The organism is Arthrobacter russicus, assembly GCF_031454135.1.
GTDB classification, from domain to species: Bacteria; Actinomycetota; Actinomycetes; order Actinomycetales; family Micrococcaceae; genus Renibacterium; species Renibacterium russicum.
The window spans coordinates 1,413,407-1,431,749 of record NZ_JAVDQF010000001.1; the positions used below are offsets into that span (position 1 = coordinate 1,413,407).

The 18,343-nt window shown below is 64.4% G+C and carries 18 protein-coding genes; 4 read left to right on the forward strand and 14 right to left on the reverse strand.

The window, feature by feature from the left end; all coding sequences use genetic code 11:
- Nucleotides 1-86 precede the first annotated feature (86 nt).
- The 13 genes from JOE69_RS06645 to JOE69_RS06705 form a co-directional block, all read right to left on the reverse strand.
- Nucleotides 87-1,409: a thymidine phosphorylase gene (locus tag JOE69_RS06645; RefSeq protein ID WP_296363859.1), complete on the reverse strand. Its 1,323-nt coding sequence runs from the start codon at nucleotides 1,407-1,409 to the stop codon at nucleotides 87-89.
- Between the two features lie 18 nt (nucleotides 1,410-1,427).
- Nucleotides 1,428-1,835: a cytidine deaminase gene (locus JOE69_RS06650; RefSeq protein ID WP_296363858.1), complete on the reverse strand. Its 408-nt coding sequence runs from the start codon at nucleotides 1,833-1,835 to the stop codon at nucleotides 1,428-1,430.
- A gap of 5 nt (nucleotides 1,836-1,840) precedes the next feature.
- Nucleotides 1,841-3,331 carry an ABC transporter permease gene (locus tag JOE69_RS06655; protein WP_309797139.1) on the reverse strand — a complete coding sequence of 497 codons (1,491 nt, stop codon included), beginning with the start codon at nucleotides 3,329-3,331 and terminating at the stop codon, nucleotides 1,841-1,843.
- A complete protein-coding gene (locus JOE69_RS06660; RefSeq protein ID WP_309797140.1) occupies nucleotides 3,328-4,554 on the reverse strand; it encodes an ABC transporter permease in 1,227 nt (408 codons plus the stop codon). The genes JOE69_RS06655 and JOE69_RS06660 overlap by 4 nt, the downstream gene beginning before the upstream one ends.
- Complete coding sequence (locus JOE69_RS06665) at nucleotides 4,547-6,136, reverse strand: ABC transporter ATP-binding protein (RefSeq protein ID WP_309797143.1); 1,590 nt, start codon at nucleotides 6,134-6,136, stop codon at nucleotides 4,547-4,549. Before JOE69_RS06665 ends, JOE69_RS06660 begins: the two co-directional genes overlap by 8 nt.
- Nucleotides 6,137-6,301: 165 nt before the next feature.
- Entirely contained in the window at nucleotides 6,302-7,390 is a 1,089-nt protein-coding gene (locus JOE69_RS06670; protein WP_374709740.1) for a BMP family lipoprotein, read from the reverse strand.
- A gap of 426 nt (nucleotides 7,391-7,816) precedes the next feature.
- Nucleotides 7,817-8,872, reverse strand: a complete 1,056-nt coding sequence (locus JOE69_RS06675; RefSeq protein ID WP_309797146.1) for an LLM class flavin-dependent oxidoreductase — start codon at nucleotides 8,870-8,872, stop codon at nucleotides 7,817-7,819.
- Nucleotides 8,865-9,881 (reverse strand): NADP-dependent oxidoreductase, encoded by a 1,017-nt coding sequence (locus tag JOE69_RS06680; RefSeq protein ID WP_309797149.1) that lies wholly within the window; start codon nucleotides 9,879-9,881, stop codon nucleotides 8,865-8,867. Before JOE69_RS06680 ends, JOE69_RS06675 begins: the two co-directional genes overlap by 8 nt.
- Nucleotides 9,878-10,306 (reverse strand): organic hydroperoxide resistance protein, encoded by a 429-nt coding sequence (locus JOE69_RS06685; RefSeq protein WP_309797151.1) that lies wholly within the window; start codon nucleotides 10,304-10,306, stop codon nucleotides 9,878-9,880. The genes JOE69_RS06680 and JOE69_RS06685 overlap by 4 nt, the downstream gene beginning before the upstream one ends.
- Nucleotides 10,303-10,761 carry a MarR family winged helix-turn-helix transcriptional regulator gene (locus JOE69_RS06690; protein WP_309797154.1) on the reverse strand — a complete coding sequence of 153 codons (459 nt, stop codon included), beginning with the start codon at nucleotides 10,759-10,761 and terminating at the stop codon, nucleotides 10,303-10,305. The genes JOE69_RS06685 and JOE69_RS06690 overlap by 4 nt, the downstream gene beginning before the upstream one ends.
- Before the next feature lie 154 nt (nucleotides 10,762-10,915).
- A complete protein-coding gene (locus JOE69_RS06695) occupies nucleotides 10,916-12,118 on the reverse strand; it encodes an amidohydrolase (protein WP_309797156.1) in 1,203 nt (400 codons plus the stop codon).
- Between the two features lie 64 nt (nucleotides 12,119-12,182).
- Nucleotides 12,183-12,674 carry a tetratricopeptide repeat protein gene (locus JOE69_RS06700; RefSeq protein ID WP_309797158.1) on the reverse strand — a complete coding sequence of 164 codons (492 nt, stop codon included), beginning with the start codon at nucleotides 12,672-12,674 and terminating at the stop codon, nucleotides 12,183-12,185.
- The gene (locus JOE69_RS06705; protein WP_296363847.1) at nucleotides 12,658-13,833 is read right to left on the reverse strand and encodes a mannose-1-phosphate guanylyltransferase; all 1,176 of its coding nucleotides are present in this window, start codon (nucleotides 13,831-13,833) and stop codon (nucleotides 12,658-12,660) included. Before JOE69_RS06705 ends, JOE69_RS06700 begins: the two co-directional genes overlap by 17 nt.
- Nucleotides 13,834-14,141: 308 nt before the next feature.
- Between JOE69_RS06705 and sdhC the strand changes: the two genes are divergently transcribed.
- From sdhC to JOE69_RS06725, 4 genes are all read left to right on the forward strand, one after another.
- Nucleotides 14,142-14,534, forward strand: a complete 393-nt coding sequence (sdhC, locus tag JOE69_RS06710; protein ID WP_296363846.1) for a succinate dehydrogenase, cytochrome b556 subunit — start codon at nucleotides 14,142-14,144, stop codon at nucleotides 14,532-14,534.
- Nucleotide 14,535: 1 nt separating this feature from the next.
- Nucleotides 14,536-14,994, forward strand: coding sequence for a succinate dehydrogenase hydrophobic membrane anchor subunit (locus JOE69_RS06715; protein ID WP_296363845.1), 459 nt, complete (start codon nucleotides 14,536-14,538; stop codon nucleotides 14,992-14,994).
- 114 nt (nucleotides 14,995-15,108) lie between these two features.
- Complete coding sequence (gene sdhA / locus JOE69_RS06720) at nucleotides 15,109-16,875, forward strand: succinate dehydrogenase flavoprotein subunit (RefSeq protein ID WP_296363844.1); 1,767 nt, start codon at nucleotides 15,109-15,111, stop codon at nucleotides 16,873-16,875.
- Complete coding sequence (locus tag JOE69_RS06725) at nucleotides 16,875-17,675, forward strand: succinate dehydrogenase iron-sulfur subunit (RefSeq protein ID WP_296363843.1); 801 nt, start codon at nucleotides 16,875-16,877, stop codon at nucleotides 17,673-17,675. Before sdhA ends, JOE69_RS06725 begins: the two co-directional genes overlap by 1 nt.
- A gap of 119 nt (nucleotides 17,676-17,794) precedes the next feature.
- Here JOE69_RS06725 and JOE69_RS06730 read toward each other — a convergent pair whose 3' ends face one another.
- Nucleotides 17,795-18,292: a GNAT family N-acetyltransferase gene (locus JOE69_RS06730; RefSeq protein WP_309797163.1), complete on the reverse strand. Its 498-nt coding sequence runs from the start codon at nucleotides 18,290-18,292 to the stop codon at nucleotides 17,795-17,797.
- Nucleotides 18,293-18,343 lie beyond the last annotated feature (51 nt).

Genomic DNA, 18,343 nt, shown 5'->3' on the forward strand with positions numbered 1-18,343 from the left:
TTCCCATCGTGCCACGCAGCCAGGGTGCCCGCCATCGCTCTTGAGGCTGAACCTGCCGCCGCGCACCGTCACTCCACAGTATGAGGTCAGGCGATCCGGTCCATGATCAGTTGATTGGCCGGCCGGGCACCCTCGGGCGCGATCAGCACGGCGTCGGCCAGGGCTTCTTTGGCCCTTTCGAAGCGTTCCGGAGTGTCCGTCAGCAAGGTCATCAACGGTTCCCCGGCTTTGACCGTGGCACCGGGTTTGGCATGCAATCGGACCCCGGCACCGGCCTGCACCAGGTCTTCCTTGCGCGCCCGTCCGGCACCCAGCCGCCACGCCGCCACGCCCACGCTGAGCGCGTCCAAACCCACCAGCACCCCGTCGGCCGGGGCATAGACCACTTCGGATTCCTTGGCCACCGGGAGCGCTGCGTCAGGGTCGCCGCCTTGCGCCCGGATCATCCGGCGCCAGACGTCCATGGCGCGCCCGTCGCGCAATGCAGCGGCCGGATCCGCCCCGGACACTCCGGCCGCGGCGAGCATCTCCTCGGCCAACCGGACGGTCAGTTCGACCACGTCCTGCGGCCCGCCGCCGGCCAGCACCTCGACCGACTCCTCGACCTCGATCGCATTGCCTGCGGTCAAGCCGAGCGGTGTGGACATGTCGGTCAGCAGGGCCACGGTCTTCACCCCGGCATCGGTGCCCAGCGCCACCATGGTCCGGGCGAGTTCCCGGGCCTGTTCCAGATCCTTCATGAAGGCGCCGGAGCCGACCTTGACGTCGAGCACCAGGGAACCGGTGCCTTCGGCGATCTTCTTGCTCATGATCGAAGAAGCGATCAGCGGGATCGCTTCCACGGTCCCGGTCACGTCGCGCAACGCGTAGATTTTCTTGTCCGCCGGGGCCAAGCCGGATCCGGCGGCGCAGATCACCGCGCCGACGTCCTGCAATTGCGCCATCATGTCCGCATTGGACAATGCCGCCCGCCAACCCGGAATTGCTTCGAGTTTGTCCAGGGTGCCCCCGGTGTGGCCCAGCCCGCGACCGGAGAGCTGCGGTACGGCAACCCCGAAGACTGCCACCAGCGGGGCCAGCGGCAGGGTGATTTTGTCGCCCACACCACCGGTGGAGTGCTTGTCCGACGTCGGCTTGTTGCCGTTCGCGTCGGTCGGCCCACCCGGTGCCGGCCGCAACGCGGAGAAGTCCATCCGCTCGCCCGAGGCGATCATCGCCGCGGTCCATTGCGCGATCTCTTCCCGGTTCATGCCGTTGAGCAGAATCGCCATGTTCAGCGCGGCCATCTGTTCTTCGGCGATGAATCCGCGGGTGTAGGCGTCGATGGTCCAGGCGATCTGTTCCGGGCTCAGCACCCCCCGGTCCCGCTTGGTCCGGATGATGTCCACCGTGTCGAAGGGCTCGCTCATGGCTTTCCTCTCAGTTGTTCAGTCGCTCAGGTGTTCCGGGCCGAAGGCATCCGGCAGCACTTCGTCCATGGTCTTCACACCGGATGCCGTCATCAATTCCAGACGGCTGCCCCGGTGTTCGTAGAGCAGCTGGCGGCACCGGCCGCAGGGCATCAGCACCTGGCCGGCCCCGTCGACGCAGAAAAACGCCCGGAGCTTGCCGCCTCCGCTCATCTGCAATGCGCCGACCATGGTGCATTCAGCACACAGCGTCAACCCGTACGAAGCGTTTTCCACATTGCAGCCGGAGACGATCCGGCCGTCCTCGGTGAGCGCCGCAGCGCCCACCGGGAACGAGGAATACGGGGCATACGCGCGCTGCATCGCGGCGGTCGCCGCACTCCGCAGCGCAGCCCAATCGACCGCTCCGCCGGTCCCGGCCGACATCCCGGTCAACCTTTCACATACGGTTCGCCGCTGGCCGCGGGCGGTCTGGACCGGCCCACCAGTCCGGCCACCGCGATGATCGTCAGGACGTACGGCAGCATCGCCATGAACTGGCCCGGAACCGGGGATCCGATGATGCTGATGATCTGCTGCAGATTGTCCGCGAAGCCGAAGAGCAGTGCGGCCAGGAAAGCGCCGATCGGGTTCCAACGGCCGAAGATCAGCGCGGCCAAAGCGATGTAACCGCGGCCTCCGGACATGTCCTTGCTGAACGAATCCACCGCGACCAAGGTGAAGAACGAGCCGCCGATGCCGGCCACTGCGCCGCCCAGGAGCACATTCCAGAACCGGGTCCGGTTCACATTGATGCCCACGGTGTCCGCTGCCTGCGGATGCTCGCCGACCGCCCGCACGCGCAGCCCCCACTTGGTGTGGTACAGGCCGACGTAGACCACGATCACCGCGAGGTACATCAGGTATCCGACGATCGACTGGCGGAACAGGATCGGTCCGATGACCGGGATGTCGGAAAGGAACGGGATCGCGATCGGGCCGAGCCGCGGCGGTTTGTTGAACCTTTCCGGGTTGGCCGTGAGCACCGTGGAGAACAGGAAGCTGGTGAGGCCGGAGACCAGGACGTTGAGCACCACGCCGACGATGATCTGGTTCACCAGGTACTTGATGCTCACCAGGGCCAGGACCAGGGAAACCAAGGCACCGGCGAAGGCGGCCGCGATCAAGCCCACGAAGGGGTTCCCGGTGATCGTCCCCACCACGGCGGCGCTGAAGGCGCCGAAGAGCAACTGCCCCTCGATCGCGATGTTGACCACGCCGACGCGTTCGCTCAGCACGCCGGAGAGCGAACCGAACACCAGGGGCACGGCCAGGGTCACGGCGCCGCCGAGCAGGCCGGAAAGCGAGATCGACGGCAGGTCGTCCCGTCCGCCGCCGACGATCCAGACCATGAAGCCAAGCACGAAGACCACCGCGAAAGTACCGCCCAGCCAGGCCGGCGTCCGTTGCTTCTGCGTGGTCAACCAGATCGCATACAGGGCGAGCAGGCAGAGCAGCAATGCGGCAGTCCAGCCGAAGATGCCGCTGGGCACGCTGATCACGTCGACCTTAGCCATGCCGAGCAAGCCGACGACGGCGAGCAGCAGCAGGGCCGCGGCGAGCGGCCAGAACCAGCGCGGCGTCGCCTGGCCGGCCCGTTTCCGGTTGTAGACCAGCGCGCTCAGGGCCAAGCTGGCCACCACGGCGACGAAGAACGTCACCGTGGCCACCGCCGAGGCCGCGCCGTCGGTTGACTCGCTGATCCGGAAGCCCGCGGTCTTCTCGCTGGACGCGAAGCCGAACAGCAGCAACGCCAGCAGAGCGAGCAAGCCGAGGCCGATGCCGGCCTTCCAGCTCACCAACTCCGGGTCCATGGCTTTGCCGGTTCTGCCCAGGCTCGGCCCGGCCTGCGGCGTGCCGGGCGTCTCGGTCACCGCGCTCATACGCTTGCTCCGCTCGTCAGAGAAGTTTCAGCGGGATTGCTCCCCGCTTTGTTGCGGTTCTTTTTCCGGTTCATGCCGAAGACCGCGCGGACCAGCGGCGGGGCCGCGATGAAGAGCACGATCAAGGACTGGATCACCAGGACGATGTCGATCGGGGTGCCGGTTTGTGCCTGCATCACCACACCGCCGGCACGGAAGGCGCCGAACAGCAGGCCTGCGAAGAACGTCCCCCACGGCGTCGAACGGCCCAGCAGGGCCACCGTGATCGCATCGAAGCCGATCGAGGCGGCGACTCCGCCGGAAATGTATTTCTCGGTGCCGGAAACCTGCGCTACCCCGGCCAGACCGGCCAGGGCCCCGGCAATCGCCATCACCAGGATGACGCTGCGCGAGACGCTGATCCCGGCGGTCCGGGCGGCTTTCGGATTTGCCCCGACCGCGCGGAACTCGAAGCCCACGGTCGAACGGTTGAGCAGCCACCAGACGAAAACCGTGGCCACAATGGCCAGCAGGAAGCCGGCATGCAACCGGAACTGCGGCCCCAGGAGCAGCGGGAACAACGCGGTCTCGTCCAGGAACGGCGAAATCGGGTTGGTCGAGCCGGGCCGCTGGAAGGCCGGCAGGGTGAGCAGGTACATCAACAGGAAATTCGCGACGTAGTTGAGCATGATCGTCACGATCACTTCATGCGCGCCGGTCCGCGCCTTCAATAGGCCGACCACACCGCCCCAGACTGCGCCGCCGACCAGGCCCGCGACGATCACCAGCAGCAGGTGCAGCCCCCAGGGCAGGTGCCAGGTGAAGCCGACATAGGCCCCGAACAGCGCACCCAGGATGATCTGGCCTTGCGCGCCGATGTTGAACAGTCCGGCCCGGAAGGCCAGCGCCACGCCCAGGCCGGCACAGATCAATGGGGTGGCGACGGTGAGCGTTTCGGTGATCGGGTAGATCTTGGCCGCGAAATCGGCGCCCGCCCAGTTGAAGATGCTGCCTTGGACCAATGCGGTGTACGGCTTGAGCACTTCGGAGATCAGGTCGGAGGGCCGGGAGAAGAAATATCCGGCGGCGACACCGACCTTGGGGTTGGTCACCGCCATCAGGATTCCGCCGATCACCACGGCAAGCACGATCGCGAGCACGGACACCAAGGCGTTCCCGCTGAAAATCTGCTTCAGTACGGAGTCTTTGGGCTCGGGTTTGGGTTCGGGTTTGGGCTCAGACATGCTTTCCTCCAGGCGCTTCGTTTCCACCAGGGACCCTGTTTTCGCCGGAGACGCCGTGCAGCGCCGCTTGTTCTCCGGCTTCCTCGGCCGGAACGCCGGCCATCATCAGGCCGAGCACATCGCGCGAGGTGTCGGCCGGCACGATGCCGATCAGTTTGCCGCGGTAGAGCACCGCGATCCGATCGGCCAATTCCACGACTTCGTCGAGTTCGGTCGAAACGATCATCACCGGAGTGCCGTGATCGCGTTCTGCGATCACCCGCTTGTGCACGAACTCGATCGAGCCCACGTCCAAGCCCCGGGTCGGCTGCGAAGCGATGAACAGCCGCAACGGCCGGGACAGTTCCCGGGCCAGCACGACTTTCTGCTGGTTGCCGCCGGACAGGGTGCCAACCGGTGTGCTGATCGAGGGGGTGCGGACATCGAACTCTTCGACTTTGGCTTCAGCGTTCCGGGCGATTTCCGCCGGGTTCATCCCGAGGCCCTTGGCGAACGGCGGTTTGTTGTAAAGATCCAGAATCAGGTTCTCGGCAATGCTGAAGCTGCCGACCAGTCCGTCCACCTTGCGGTCTTCGGGCACGAAGCCGACGCCGGCAGCCAATACGTCCTTGACCGATTTGCCGAGCAGTTCGACGCCGTCCAGCTTGATCGAGCCGCTGGCGTGCTCTTGCAACCCGAGCACCGCTTCGGTCAACTCGGTCTGCCCGTTGCCCTGGACACCCGCGATGGCCAAAACCTCGCCCTTGGCGATCTCGAAGGAGAGGTCGTCCACGACGTGCTGGCCGTTGGCATCGACCACGGTCAGGTTCGCCACCTGGAAGGTGGCCTCTCCGGGCTGCGCGGCGGCTTTGTCCAGGCTCAGGCTGACCGCGCGCCCGACCATCGCCGTCGCCAATTCGGTCGGCGAAGCGCTCGGGTCGGCGGAACCGACCACCTTGCCGCGACGGATCACCGTGATCGTGTCGGAGATCTCTTTGACCTCGCGCAATTTGTGCGAGATGAAGACGATCGATTTGCCGTCCCGTTTGAGCTGCCGGATGATTTCCAGCAATTCATCGGTTTCCTGCGGCGTGAGCACCGCAGTGGGCTCGTCCAGGATCAGGATTTCGGCATCCCGCACCAATGCTTTGATGATCTCCACGCGTTGTTGCACGCCGACCGGCAGATCTTCGACCAGCGCGTCCGGATCCACTTGGAACCCGTACTGGTCCGAGATGTCCCGGATTTTCTTGCGCGTGGCATCCAAGTCCAAGAATCCGGCCGTTTTGGTGGCTTCATTGCCCAAAGCGACATTCTCGACCACGGTGAACACCGGGATCAGCATGAAATGCTGATGCACCATGCCGATGCCCGCGGCCATCGCATCGCCCGGGCCCTTGAAGACGACCGGCCGGCCGTCGATCAGGATTTCGCCCTCGGTGGGGTCGTACAGCCCGTAGAGGACGTTCATCAGGGTGGATTTTCCGGCGCCGTTCTCGCCGAGCAAGCAATGCACCTGCCCGGGCTCGACGACCAGGTCGATATGGTCGTTGGCGACCAGGGATCCGAAGGTTTTGGTGATGCCTCTGAGTTCGAGTTTCACAGCCCCCAACCGTTCTGTCTGTGGGTGAAAAGGCTACTATCTGTAGCCAACAGCATAGCTATCCGATCGTTGCCGGACGCAAACACGCTGCCCTCCGGCTTGGCCGGGGCCAAGGGCCGGAGGGCAGCGTTCCCGCAGGATGCGGCGATGTGCCGCAGTTTTCAGTTACTTCTTCGGGCTGGCCTTGGATTCGACCTTGACCGCGCCGGAGATGATGTCCTTCTTCAGCTGGTCCAGCTCGCTCTTGGTGTCCGCGGAAACTGCGGAGTCGAGGTCGTGGAACGGCGCCAACGCGACGCCGCCGTTGTCCAGCGTGCCGATGTAGGGCGTCGGATCGAATTTGCCGTCTTTATCGTCTTTGATTACGGTTTCCACCGCGGTGGACATGGTCTTCATCACCGAGGTGAGCAGCACGGACTTGTAATCCGGAGCGGTCAAGTAGCCGTCCGAGTCGACCCAGACCAGCTTGGCATCGGATCCCTTGGCCTTGGCCTCGTTGATCGCCGCACCGGCTCCGGAACCGACCGGTCCGGCCACCGGCATCACGATGTCCGCGCCCTGGTCCAGGAAGCCCTGGGTCAGCACCTTGCCTTTGTCGACCTGCTTGAAGTCGCCCACGAAGCTGCCGTCCTGCTTGTCCTTGTCCCAACCGAGGACCTGAACCGACTTGCCCTTCTTCTCGTTGAAGTACTTCACGCCGTCGGCGAAGCCATCCATGAAGATGGTCACGGTCGGGATGTTCACGCCGCCGAAGGTGGCGACTTTGCCGGTCTTCGAGGTCGCTGCAGAAAGGTATCCGGCCAGGAACGCGGCTTGTGCCGTGTCGTAGATGATCGGCTTGACGTTGCTCGGGAAGGTCGGGTCCTGGTAATCGACGATCGCGAACTTGCTGTTCGGGTTCGCGGTGGCGATCGCCTTCGTGGCATCGCCCAGCAGGAAGCCGACGGTGACGGTTATCTTGCAGCCGCCGGAAACCATGGAACGCAGATTGGGGTCGTAGTCGGTGTCCGCCTTGGACTGGACCGCGTTGATCTTGATGCCCAGGTCCTTCTGCGCAGCGAGCAGCCCCTCGTGGCTGGACTGGTTGAACGACTTGTCGTCGAAGCCGCCCGAATCGGAGACCATGCAGGCGGTGTAGTCACTGCTGGTCGCGCCGCCGGACGCCGAACCGCCGGCTTCCGGCGCGGCACCGCAACCGGTGAGCAACAACGCGGTTGCGCTCAGCCCGACAGTTCCCACCGTGGCACCGCGCATCAGCGTGCGCTGCAGAGTTTTCTTCAATGTTCCTCCAGACAATCCTGATTTTCACAGGCCAGATTAAAGATGCGGCCCCACAAGATGTTCAATGAGTGTCTGTCCGCCAAGGCGAATCCCCCGCCCGGGCCCAACGCTGTTTTCACTGATGATTCGTGGTGCAGCGCCGCGGGTTCTTGACAAGCAAGGTCTCGCTGGCGCAATGATCACCCCATAGTAGTGCGACCTAGGTCACGGTGGAAATCCTAGCGGATCGATTCCCGGCATCGTTGGAAAGTTGTTATCAACACCCGGTCGCAAACTGCTGCCCCCAGCAATCCACTCCACACCCCGCCCATCCCGCGAAGATGCATCTTTGACATACAGATGGTGTTTGGGCGGTCAATTGGCTATCTCAATGCTAAAGATGCATCTTCGAGGGTGGGGTTACCAGTTCGTGGCGAGGGCTTCCAGAGTGTTGATCCGATCATTGACGTCGTAGGTGTATCCGGTGACCATGAGTTCGTCGGCCCCGGTGGCCTCGACCAAGGCGCGCAGTTCCGAGAGCACGGTTTCCACGGTGCCCACGGTCTTGATCGCGGGCAGATTCTTCATCGCGGCCAGCTCGGCTTCGCTGAACACCCGTTCGGCGGCCTGCTCCGGCGTCACGATCGGGCCGAGCATCCCGGTGCGCAGCGCGAGTGCCTGCACCCGGCTGGGGCCGGCCAGGAATTCCGCCCGTTCAACCGACTCAGCGATCAGCGCCGAGGTCGCGATCATTACGTGCGGTTTGTCCAGCGCCGGAGAGGGCTGGAAAGCACTTCGGTAAAGTTCGACGGCGGCGAGCGCGTCCGGCGCGAAATGGTGCGCATAGCTGTAGCGCAAGCCCAACATCCCGGCCATTTGGGCGCTGTATCCCGAAGAGCCGAGCAACCACACTTCCGGATAGGACTGGGCATTCGGCGTCGCTGCCAACGGCTTGCGCGGGCCGAGTGCCTCGATCAGCTCCGGCCGCACATCGCCGAGCATCGCCATGGTCTCCAAGACGTGCAGCGGGAAGTCCTCGATCGACATCGCATCGGTATGCCGGCGCAGCGCCTGCGCCGTCGCACCATCGGTACCCGGCGCCCGGCCGATGCCCAAATCGATGCGGCCCGGGTGCAACGCCTCGAGCAGCGCAAACTGCTCGGCCACCACCAACGGGGCGTGGTTCGGCAGCATGACGCCACCGGAGCCCAGCTTGATCCGCTCGCTGGCCGCGGCCAGATGGGCCATCAGCACCGGCGGATTGGTCGAGGCCACCGCGGGCATATTGTGGTGCTCGGCCACCCAGTACCGGGCATAGCCCAAGCGATCGGCGGCTTGCACCAGCGTCGTGGAGTCGGTCAGCGCCTGGGCAGAGCTGCGCCCCACCCCCACGCTGGCCAAGTCCAAAACCGACAGCGGAATCTTCCGCTGCGTCGGCTGGTCTGCATGGGAGTGGGGCGCAACTGCTTCAGTCAAGGGTGATGACCATCTTTCCGGTATTGGCGCCGGCCAGCATGTCGATGAAAGCCTGCGCAGAATTCTCTATGCCGGTAACAACGGTTTCCTTGTACTGGATCTTCCCGTCGGCCAGCAAAGGGCCCACCAGCTGCGCGTATTCCTCGGCGAACTGGTAGTAGGAAAACACCAGGAATCCACGGAGCGTCAATTGTTTGCCCACGGCAAGGGCGAGGTTGCGCGGACCCACCGGCGCTTCGGTGGCGTTGTACTGGCTGATCGCACCGCACAGCGCAACCCGCCCAAAGGTGTTCAAATGCCAGATCGCGGCTTCGAGGTGTTCACCGCCGACGTTGTCGAAGTACACGTCGATGCCTTCGAAGTCGCCCAAGGCCGCCTTGAGCTGGTCCTTGACCGGACCGTCGTGATAATTGAACGCTGCATCGAAGCCAAGCTCCAGCAGTTGCGCGACCTTTTCCGCCGAGCCGGCGCTGCCGATCACGCGGGAAGCACCCAGTTGTTTCGCGAGTTGGCCCACCATCGAACCGACGGCTCCGGCCGCACCGGACACGAAGACCACATCGCCGGCCTTGAACTCGGCAACTTTGGTCAGGCCCGCATAGGCGGTCAGCCCGGTCATGCCGAGGGCGCCCAGGTAGGCGGTCGCCGGAGCGATCGACAGATCGACCTTCTGGACGCCGTCCGCGGCCAGCACCGCAGCTTCGCGCCAACCCTTTTCGTGCACCACGACGTCGCCGACCGCGACCTCGGCACTGCGACTGGCCAGCACCTCGCCCACGGCACCGCCCAGCATCGGCTCGTCGAGCCGGTAAGGCGGGGTGTAGGACTTCACGTCGTTCATCCGGCCGCGCATGTACGGGTCGACCGAGATCGCCAGGTTTTTGACCAGGATCTGACCGTCCTCGAGTTCCGGCAGCGCGGCTTCAGCAAATCGGAAGTTCTCCAGGGTCGGCACGCCCTTGGGCCGCGAAGCCAGTTCGAACTGGCGGGTCGTCGTCGGCAGGCTCATGCGGCAACTCCGGCAACCGAAAGCTTGACCTCGATATTGCCCCGGGTCGCATTGGAGTACGGGCACACTTGGTGGGCTGCTTCGACGAGCGCCTGCGCGGTCTCGGCGTCCACCGCCGGCAGGCTTACTTCGAGTTCCACAGCCAGGCCGAATCCGCCTTGGCCGTTCGAGCCGATGCCGACCTTCGCGGCCACCGTGGAATCGGTCACATCGGCCTTCTGCCGCCGGGCCACCACGCGCAGCGCGGAGTGGAAACAGGCGGCGTAGCCGACCGCGAAGAGCTGTTCCGGGTTGGTGCCTTCACCGGTACCGCCCATCTCGACCGGAACCGCCAAGGTGACGTCGAGTTTGCCGTCCGAAGTGCGGCCCTGGCCGTCGCGGCCGTCTCCGGTGGCGAGTGCTTCTGCGGTGTAAGCGATGTTCATGATGCTCCTTGGTTGGTTGTGGAAAGTGTTTTGCGAAGGGAGTTGTTGAGTTTGCCCAGGATCGAACAGAGCTGTTCGACTTCCTGGGCGCTGATCCCGGCTTTTTCGGCCAGGTCGTGCGGCACGGAGCTGGCCCGCTGGCGCAGCGCAGCGCCGTCGTCGGTCAATTCGACCTCCACCCGGCGCTCGTCGTCGGCAGCCCGACGGCGGCGAACCAGACCGGCGGTTTCCATCCGCTTGAGCAGCGGTGAGAGGGTTCCCGAGTCCAGCTGCAGGGCCTCGCCGAGTTCGTGCACGCTCGCACCGTCCTGCTCCCAGAGCAGCAGCAGCACCAGGTACTGCGGGTAGGTCAGCCCGACGGCCTCGAGCATCGGCCGGTAGGCCGCGGTGAAGGACCGGGACGTCGAATACAGCGCAAAGCAAATCTGCGTTTTGAGGATCTGCCGTTCGGTCATGAGATCACTGTAGTACGCAATTAGATTGTGCACAATATATTTGACCCGAAGATTCCACGAACACCGCTGACAGACTCGGTGGGGGGCCTGGTACGGAATTCGGCAGATCAAAGGACCGAGTCCGTCGCACCAGCCCGCCGCTGGGCCGAACCGGCTAAGCCAGATCCCGGATGGTACGCAGCGCAGCGGCCGCCAAGACCCGGATACCGTTCGCCAGCGCGGCTTCGTCGAGCACGTAGTCGCCGCGATGCAGGTCGTAGACCTCGCCGCCGGGAGTGTGCGTGCCCAGGCGCATCATGGCGCCCGGAATGTCCTGCAGGAACCAGGCGAAATCCTCGCCACCCATCGATTGCGGCGTGAGCACTACCGCGTCTTCGCCCAATTCCGCCCGCGCCGCAGCTTCGATGATCGCCGTTTCGTGCTCCGAATTGACCACCGGCGGCACCCCCCGGGTGTGCTCCAAGTGCACATCCACCCCGTAAGGCGCGGCCACTTGCTGCACCACGTCGTCGAGCAGCTCCCCCGCCGAATGCCAGGCATCCCGATCGAGGCAGCGCATCGTGCCGGACATGAATCCGGTGGCCGGAATCGCGTTCGGCGCGGCCCCGGCGTGCAGCTGGCCCCAGACCACCGAAACGCCGCTGCGGACATCTACCCGGCGGGAGAGGATCGCGGGCACCTGAACCGCGATCTGGGCCAAGGCGAACACCAGGTCTTCGGTCAGATGCGGCCGCGAGGTATGCCCGCCACGACCGGTGAGTTCGATCTTGATGGTGTCCGAGGCGGAGGTGATCGCGCCGATCCGGGTGCCGATCTTGCCGACTTCGATCCGTGGATCGCAATGCAAAGCCATGATCCGCGGGACCCCGAGCAGCACCTCTTGCGCAATGCAGTCCAAGGCGCCGCCGGGCATGGTCTCCTCAGCCGGCTGGAAAATGATCCGGACGGTTCCGCCCAACGGATTCCGTCGATGCATCGCCTGCAGCACCAGGGCGATCCCCAGCATGGTCGTGGTGTGCACGTCGTGACCGCAGGCGTGCGTGACGCCGTGGTTCGTGGAGGCGAAGGCCAATCCGGTCTCTTCGATCACCGGCAGCGCGTCGATGTCCCCGCGCAGCGCGGTGGCGATCGGCCCCTCGCCGACGTCGACCACCACCCCGGTGCCTGCCAACCGTCGCGGATCCAGGCCGGCCGCGCTGAGCCGTTCCACGAGTTTGTCGGTGGTCCGGAACTCTTGCCGGGACAGCTCCGGGTGTTGGTGCAGATCCCGACGGAAATCCAGCAGTCCGGCCAGCAACGGTTCCAGCCACGGCCCGATGGGCTCGGCCGGCTCGGCTTCCTGAGTGTAATTGCGCACAACGAAACTCTAGCCAATCCGCTTGGTTTCGCCGCTAATCTGCGTCACACGGGAAGATCCCGGCTCAATCTTCGAGCAGTTCCCGGGCGTAGTTGGTCATTGAACGCTGGTATCTCGGCAAGTAGGGCACCAAGGCCAGCAGCGCGGTCGAGACCGCCTCCCGCTCCCGACCCTGCGAGACCAGGACCAGCGCCAGGACGCTCTTCAGCGCCGGGCTGTACTCGTCGTCCGGCGCTTCGAGTTCGCCGCGCAAGAGCGCTTCAGCCGCATCCAGCTCGCCCAGATTGCGCAGCGAGCTGGCCAACTGCACGGCGACCTGCCGGCGTTCCGAACCCGCCAGCCCTTCGGCGAGGGCTTGCCGGTACCACGGGACCGCCTGCTCCGGGCAACCGGTGGAGTCGAAAAATCCGCCCCGTTCAAACGCGATGCGTGGATCCCCTGTCGGCAGTTGCGCCAGCAAGGCCTCGAGTTCAGCCCGGAATTCCGTCGCGGACAGTTCATCGAATCGCGCCCAGAGCGCCTCGGTCTCGGACAGCATCTCAGAGCACGTCGACATCTCCGGAGGCCTTGAGGCTCTCCACCGCCGCCTTGACCCGCTGCGCATGCGCGGTGGTGGTGACCAGCAAGGCGTCCGGCGTGTCCACGATCACCACGTCGTCGATGCCGATCAACGCGATCACCCGTTTGGTGTCGGTCACCACGACGCCGGAGGCGTCTTCGGTGAACACCCGGCGGGCGCCTTCGCCGAGCACCGTGACGTTGTCGGTATCTTTGGCGCTGTTCAACCTGCCGATCGCGGCGAAATCCCCGACGTCGTCCCAACGGAATTCGCCCGGGATCACCGCGACGTCGCCGGCGGCCGCGGCCGGTTCAGCGACCGCGTAGTCGATCGCGATCTTGGGCAGGTTCGGCCAGATCCGTCCGGTGACCTCGGCCCGCTGCGGGGTGTCCCAGGCCTGCGCGATCTCGGTCAGCCCGGCGTGCAGCTCCGGCTCGTTCGCGGCGAGGTGTTTGAGCATCAGGGAGACCGGAGCCACGAACATGCCGGCGTTCCAACTGTAACCGCCTTCGGCCAGATACCGGTCCGCGGTCTGCTGATCCGGCTTCTCCACGAATTCCGCCACGGCATAGGCGTGCGGGGCTCCGGCCACGGCCAGCGGGTCTCCGGTGCGGATGTAGCCGAAGCCGGTGGAGGCATGCGTCGGGGCAATGCCGATGGTGACGATCTTGCCGTCGGAGCCTTCGCCGGGCGCCGCGGTCAGGATCGCTTCCCGGACTGCGGCCTGGAACACCCCGTCCGGGCTGATCACATGGTCTGCCGCGAAGGAGCCCATGATGATCGAGGGGTCCCGCTCGAACAGGATCGCGGCAGCCAGACCGATCGCGGCCGCGGAGTCCTTGGGTTCGCTTTCCAGAACCAGCTCGGAATCCGGGATCTCGGGAAGCTGCCCGCAGACCGCTTCCTTGTGCGCGACGCCGGTCACCACCATCATCCGATCGTGGGCCAGCGGCTCCAGGCGGTCATAGGTGGCACGCAGCAGGGTGCTGCCGGAACCGGTCAAATCATGCAGGAATTTCGGCGCACCGGCGCGGGAAAGCGGCCATAGCCTGGTACCCACCCCGCCCGCCGGAATCACCGCATGAAAGGATGCCAAAGCTGCACGCTGCGGGGCAGCAAGGCCCGCGCCGTCGTCGTTCGAAGCGAAAGAAGTCATTGCCGACCACTTTAGCCGACCTGCGGCCCAGACCCTTCGCGACAGGCGGGGCTTGCCCGAGATTCGTCCGAAGACTGGCTTTAAGGGAGCACTTGCTGAGAGCTGGGTCTCATCCGGGTTCCCGCCTCAGCACTGGGATGTGACCTGCCGCACTGAGATAGGGAAGCCTAAGTTGAGTAAGCTGTGAGCGAAGTTTAGATTTAGGCTTGAGCTAGCTGAACTAGCACAGCTTTGGCAACCAGCGTCGCCGAGGGTGCAAACGCGCTCAACGAAGTTGCATGCAGTTGCATTACCGGGAGGTTTAATCAGTGCCGACGAAACCAGCTGGCACCCTGTACCGCGGCCATGAAGGCATGTGGTCCTGGGTAGCGCACCGAGTCACCGGTGTCGCGATATTTTTCTTCTTACTGGTTCACGTCCTCGACACCTCTTTGGTCCGGGTTTCGCCGGAAGCCTACGACGCGGTGATCAGCACTTACAAGAACCCCGTGATGGGCCTGCTGGAAGCCGGCCTGGTCGCCGCCATCGTATTCCACGCTTTCAACGGCCTGCGGATCATCGTGGTCGACTTCTGGAAGAAGGGCCCCAAGTACCAGCGTCAGCTGCTCTGGGGTGTGCTGGGCCTCTGGGTGATCGTGATGATCCCGTTCCTGATCCGCCAACTGAGCATCGTCCTCGCACCGCTCTGGGGAGGTCACTGAAATGACTGCAATCGAAGCCCCACGCAGTGGGAAAGTGAATTACAACCGCAACAAGAGCTCGGGCTCCAAGTTCGAAATGTTCGCCTGGCTGTTCATGCGGCTCTCCGGTGTGATCCTGATCGTGCTGATCTTCGGCCACCTCTTCGTCAACCTGATGCTCGGCGAAGGCGTGCACCAGATCGACTTCGGCTTCGTCGCCGGCAAGTGGGCCAGTCCGTTCTGGCAGATCTGGGATCTGCTGATGCTCTGGCTCGCGATGCTGCACGGCACCAACGGCGTGCGCACGATCATCAACGATTACGCGGAAAAAGACGGCACCCGGATGGTGCTCAAGACCGTGCTCTACCTCGCCACTGCGGTGATCATCGTGCTGGGCACCCTGGTGATCTTCACTTTTGACCCCTGCGTGGTCGGCTCGGACGGCGTCCCGCTGCCGGGCAGCTTCTGCCCAGCGCCCTGAGTCCGCCCAGCGGCTCGAGTTTTTCAGCAGCTTAGTTTTCGATTCCGAAATTTTCGATTGACCTCAGTTCCAGATCGGAAATCCGGGCATGGTTCCACAGAGGAGTTTCACGGTATGCAGGTTCACAAATACGACGTGGTGATCGTCGGTGCAGGCGGGGCCGGCATGCGTGCTGCCATCGAGTCCGGGCAACGCGCACGCACTGCTGTGCTGACCAAGCTCTATCCCACGCGTTCGCACACCGGCGCAGCCCAAGGCGGCATGTGCGCCGCGCTGGCGAACGTGGAAGAAGACAATTGGGAATGGCACACCTTCGACACGGTCAAGGGCGGTGACTACCTGGTCGACCAGGACGCCGCCGAAGTGATGGCGAAAGAAGCCATCGACGCGGTCCTCGATCTGGAAAAAATGGGCCTGCCGTTCAACCGCACACCCGAAGGCCGGATCGATCAGCGCCGTTTCGGCGGACACACCCGGGACCATGGCAAGGCCCCGGTGCGCCGCGCCTGTTACGCTGCCGACCGCACCGGCCACATGATCCTGCAGACCTTGTACCAAAACTGCGTCAAGCACAATGTCGAGTTCTACAACGAGTACTACGTGCTGGACCTGCTCACCGTGGTCGACGAGGAAACCGGGCAGAAGCGGGTCTCCGGTGTGGTCAGCTACGACCTGGCCAGCGGCGAGCTGCACGTCTTCCAAGCCAAATCCGTGGTCTTCGCTTCCGGCGGCGCCGGCAAGGTGTTCAAAACCACCTCGAACGCGCACACCCTGACCGGTGACGGCATGGCGATCGCCTTCCGCCGCGGCATTCCGCTGGAAGACATGGAATTCTTCCAGTTCCACCCGACCGGCTTGGCCGGTTTGGGGATTCTGCTCTCCGAAGCGGCCCGCGGCGAAGGCGCGATCCTGCGCAACTCCGAAGGCGAGCGCTTCATGGAGCGTTATGCGCCGACGATCAAGGACTTGGCGCCGCGCGACATCGTGGCCCGCTCGATGGCCAACGAGGTCCGCGAAGGCCGCGGTTGCGGCCCGAACAAGGACTACGTGCTCCTGGACCTGACCCACTTGGAACCGGCGCACATCGAAGCGAAGTTGCCGGACATCACCGAGTTCGCCCGCACCTACCTGGGCGTCGAGCCGTTCACCGAACCGGTCCCGGTCTTCCCGACCGCGCACTACGCCATGGGCGGCATCCCGACCAACATCAAAGCCGAGGTCCTGCAGGACAACGACACCGTGGTCCCCGGCCTGTTCGCCGCCGGCGAGGTCGCCTGCGTCTCGGTGCACGGCTCGAACCGTTTGGGCACCAACTCGCTGCTGGACATCAACGTATTCGGCAAACGCGCCGGCATCGCCGCAGCGGAATACGCCTTGGGTGCCGACTACGTCGACCTCCCGGAAGACCCGGAAGCGTACACGCTGGGCCTGTTGGACCACGTGCGCAGCTCGGAGGGCACCGAGAAGGTGGCCGCGATCCGCAAGGATCTGCAGGACACCATGGATGCCAATATGCAGGTGTTCCGTTCCGCGGAAACCCTGCACCTGGCCTTGAGCGACATCGCGAAGCTCGAAGAGCGCTACCAGCGGATCACCGTGCAGGACAAGGGCAAACGATTCAACCTGGATCTGCTCGAAGCCGTGGAATTGGGCTTCCTCCTGGAATTGGCCAAGGTGATGACCGTGGCGGCCCTGCACCGCGAAGAATCCCGTGGCGGACACTTCCGGGAGGACTTCCCGGACCGCGACGACGAGAAGTTCATGAAACACTCGATGGCCTATTTGGACAACGAATCCGAAGCCGAGCACATCGCTGGCATCCGGCTGGACACCAAGCCGGTTATTTTCACCCGCTATGAGCCGATGGTGAGGAAGTACTGATGACAACCACAATCGAGACCGCGGAAACCGCTCCGGAGCCGGCGTCGAAAATCGAACTCCCGGCGAGCGTGGGCGGCGGCGGGGAAATCCCCACCTTCGACATCACGCTCAAAGTCCGCCGCTACAACCCGGAAGACGAGACCGAAGCGCATTGGGACGAGTGGAAACTCACCATGTACGGCACCGACCGGGTGCTCGACGCTTTGCACAAGGTCAAGTGGGAGCACGACGGCACGCTGTCCTTCCGCCGTTCCTGCGCGCACGGCGTCTGCGGTTCGGATGCGATGCGGATCAACGGCCGAAACCGCTTGGCGTGCAAGACCTTGTTGAAGGATCTGGACACCAAGAAGCCGATCACGGTGGAGCCGATCAAGGGCCTGCCGGTGGAAAAAGATCTCATTGTGGACATGGAGCCGTTCTTCCAGTCCTACCGGGAGATCATGCCGTTCCTGATCAACAAGGGCCATGAGCCGACCAAGGAACGCCTGCAGTCCGCAGAAGACCGCGAGCGCTTCGACGACACCACCAAATGCATCTTGTGCGCTGCTTGCACCTCGAGCTGCCCGGTGTTCTGGACCGACGGCCAGTACTTCGGCCCGGCCGCGATCGTCAATGCGCACCGCTTCATCTTCGACTCGCGTGACGATGCCGGCGATATGCGCTTGGAGATCCTCAACGACAAGGAAGGCGTCTGGCGTTGCCGGACCACCTTCAACTGCTCGGAAGCCTGCCCGCGCGGCATCCAGGTGACCAAGGCGATCTCCGAGGTCAAACAAGCGATTCTGGCCCGCCAGATCTAGTTTCTCCCGGCGTTCTGCCACGAGTATGTCCCACTGAGTCGATGAACTCAGTGGGACATACTCGTTTTGGCCCACTGACCAGGCAGACTCGGTGGGACCCGCTGATCTGCGGCCGGCGCTCAATCCGCGGATCGGACCATCCGGATCTCCGGCAGCCCGAGCCACTCCGGGGAGAGGAACTTGCGCCCGCCGTCGGCGATGAAGCCGTGCTTGGCGTATAACGCCTGCGCCCGGTGGTTTTCCGCCAGCGTCCAGAGGTAGGCCGGCCCGGCGCCCACAGCAGCCTGCAGCAGCGCCGGGCCCAGGCCGCTGCCGTGGGTCCGCTGCAGGGTGTAAAGCGAGTACAACTCGAGCCGGTGCTGCCAACCCGGTTGCCGGCCGGGCCCGGCATCGGCCAACCCGACCAGTTCGCCGTCGGCGTCGAAGGCCAGCAGCCGCGGATCCGGGCTGGCCAGATAGGGCCGGCGCTGTTCGGTCCGTTCCGGCATAGATCGGCGCCGGCCGGCGAAGAACTCTGCCGGCAGCAATCCGGCGTAGCTCTCCTGGTGCGCCTGGGTGTGCATCCGGACCACCGCTTCGGCGTCGTCCGGGGTGGCTTGGCGCAGCTGGAAATCCATGGCACCAGAATAAGGTCGAAATCACTCCGAAACCGGACGACACCAGCACTG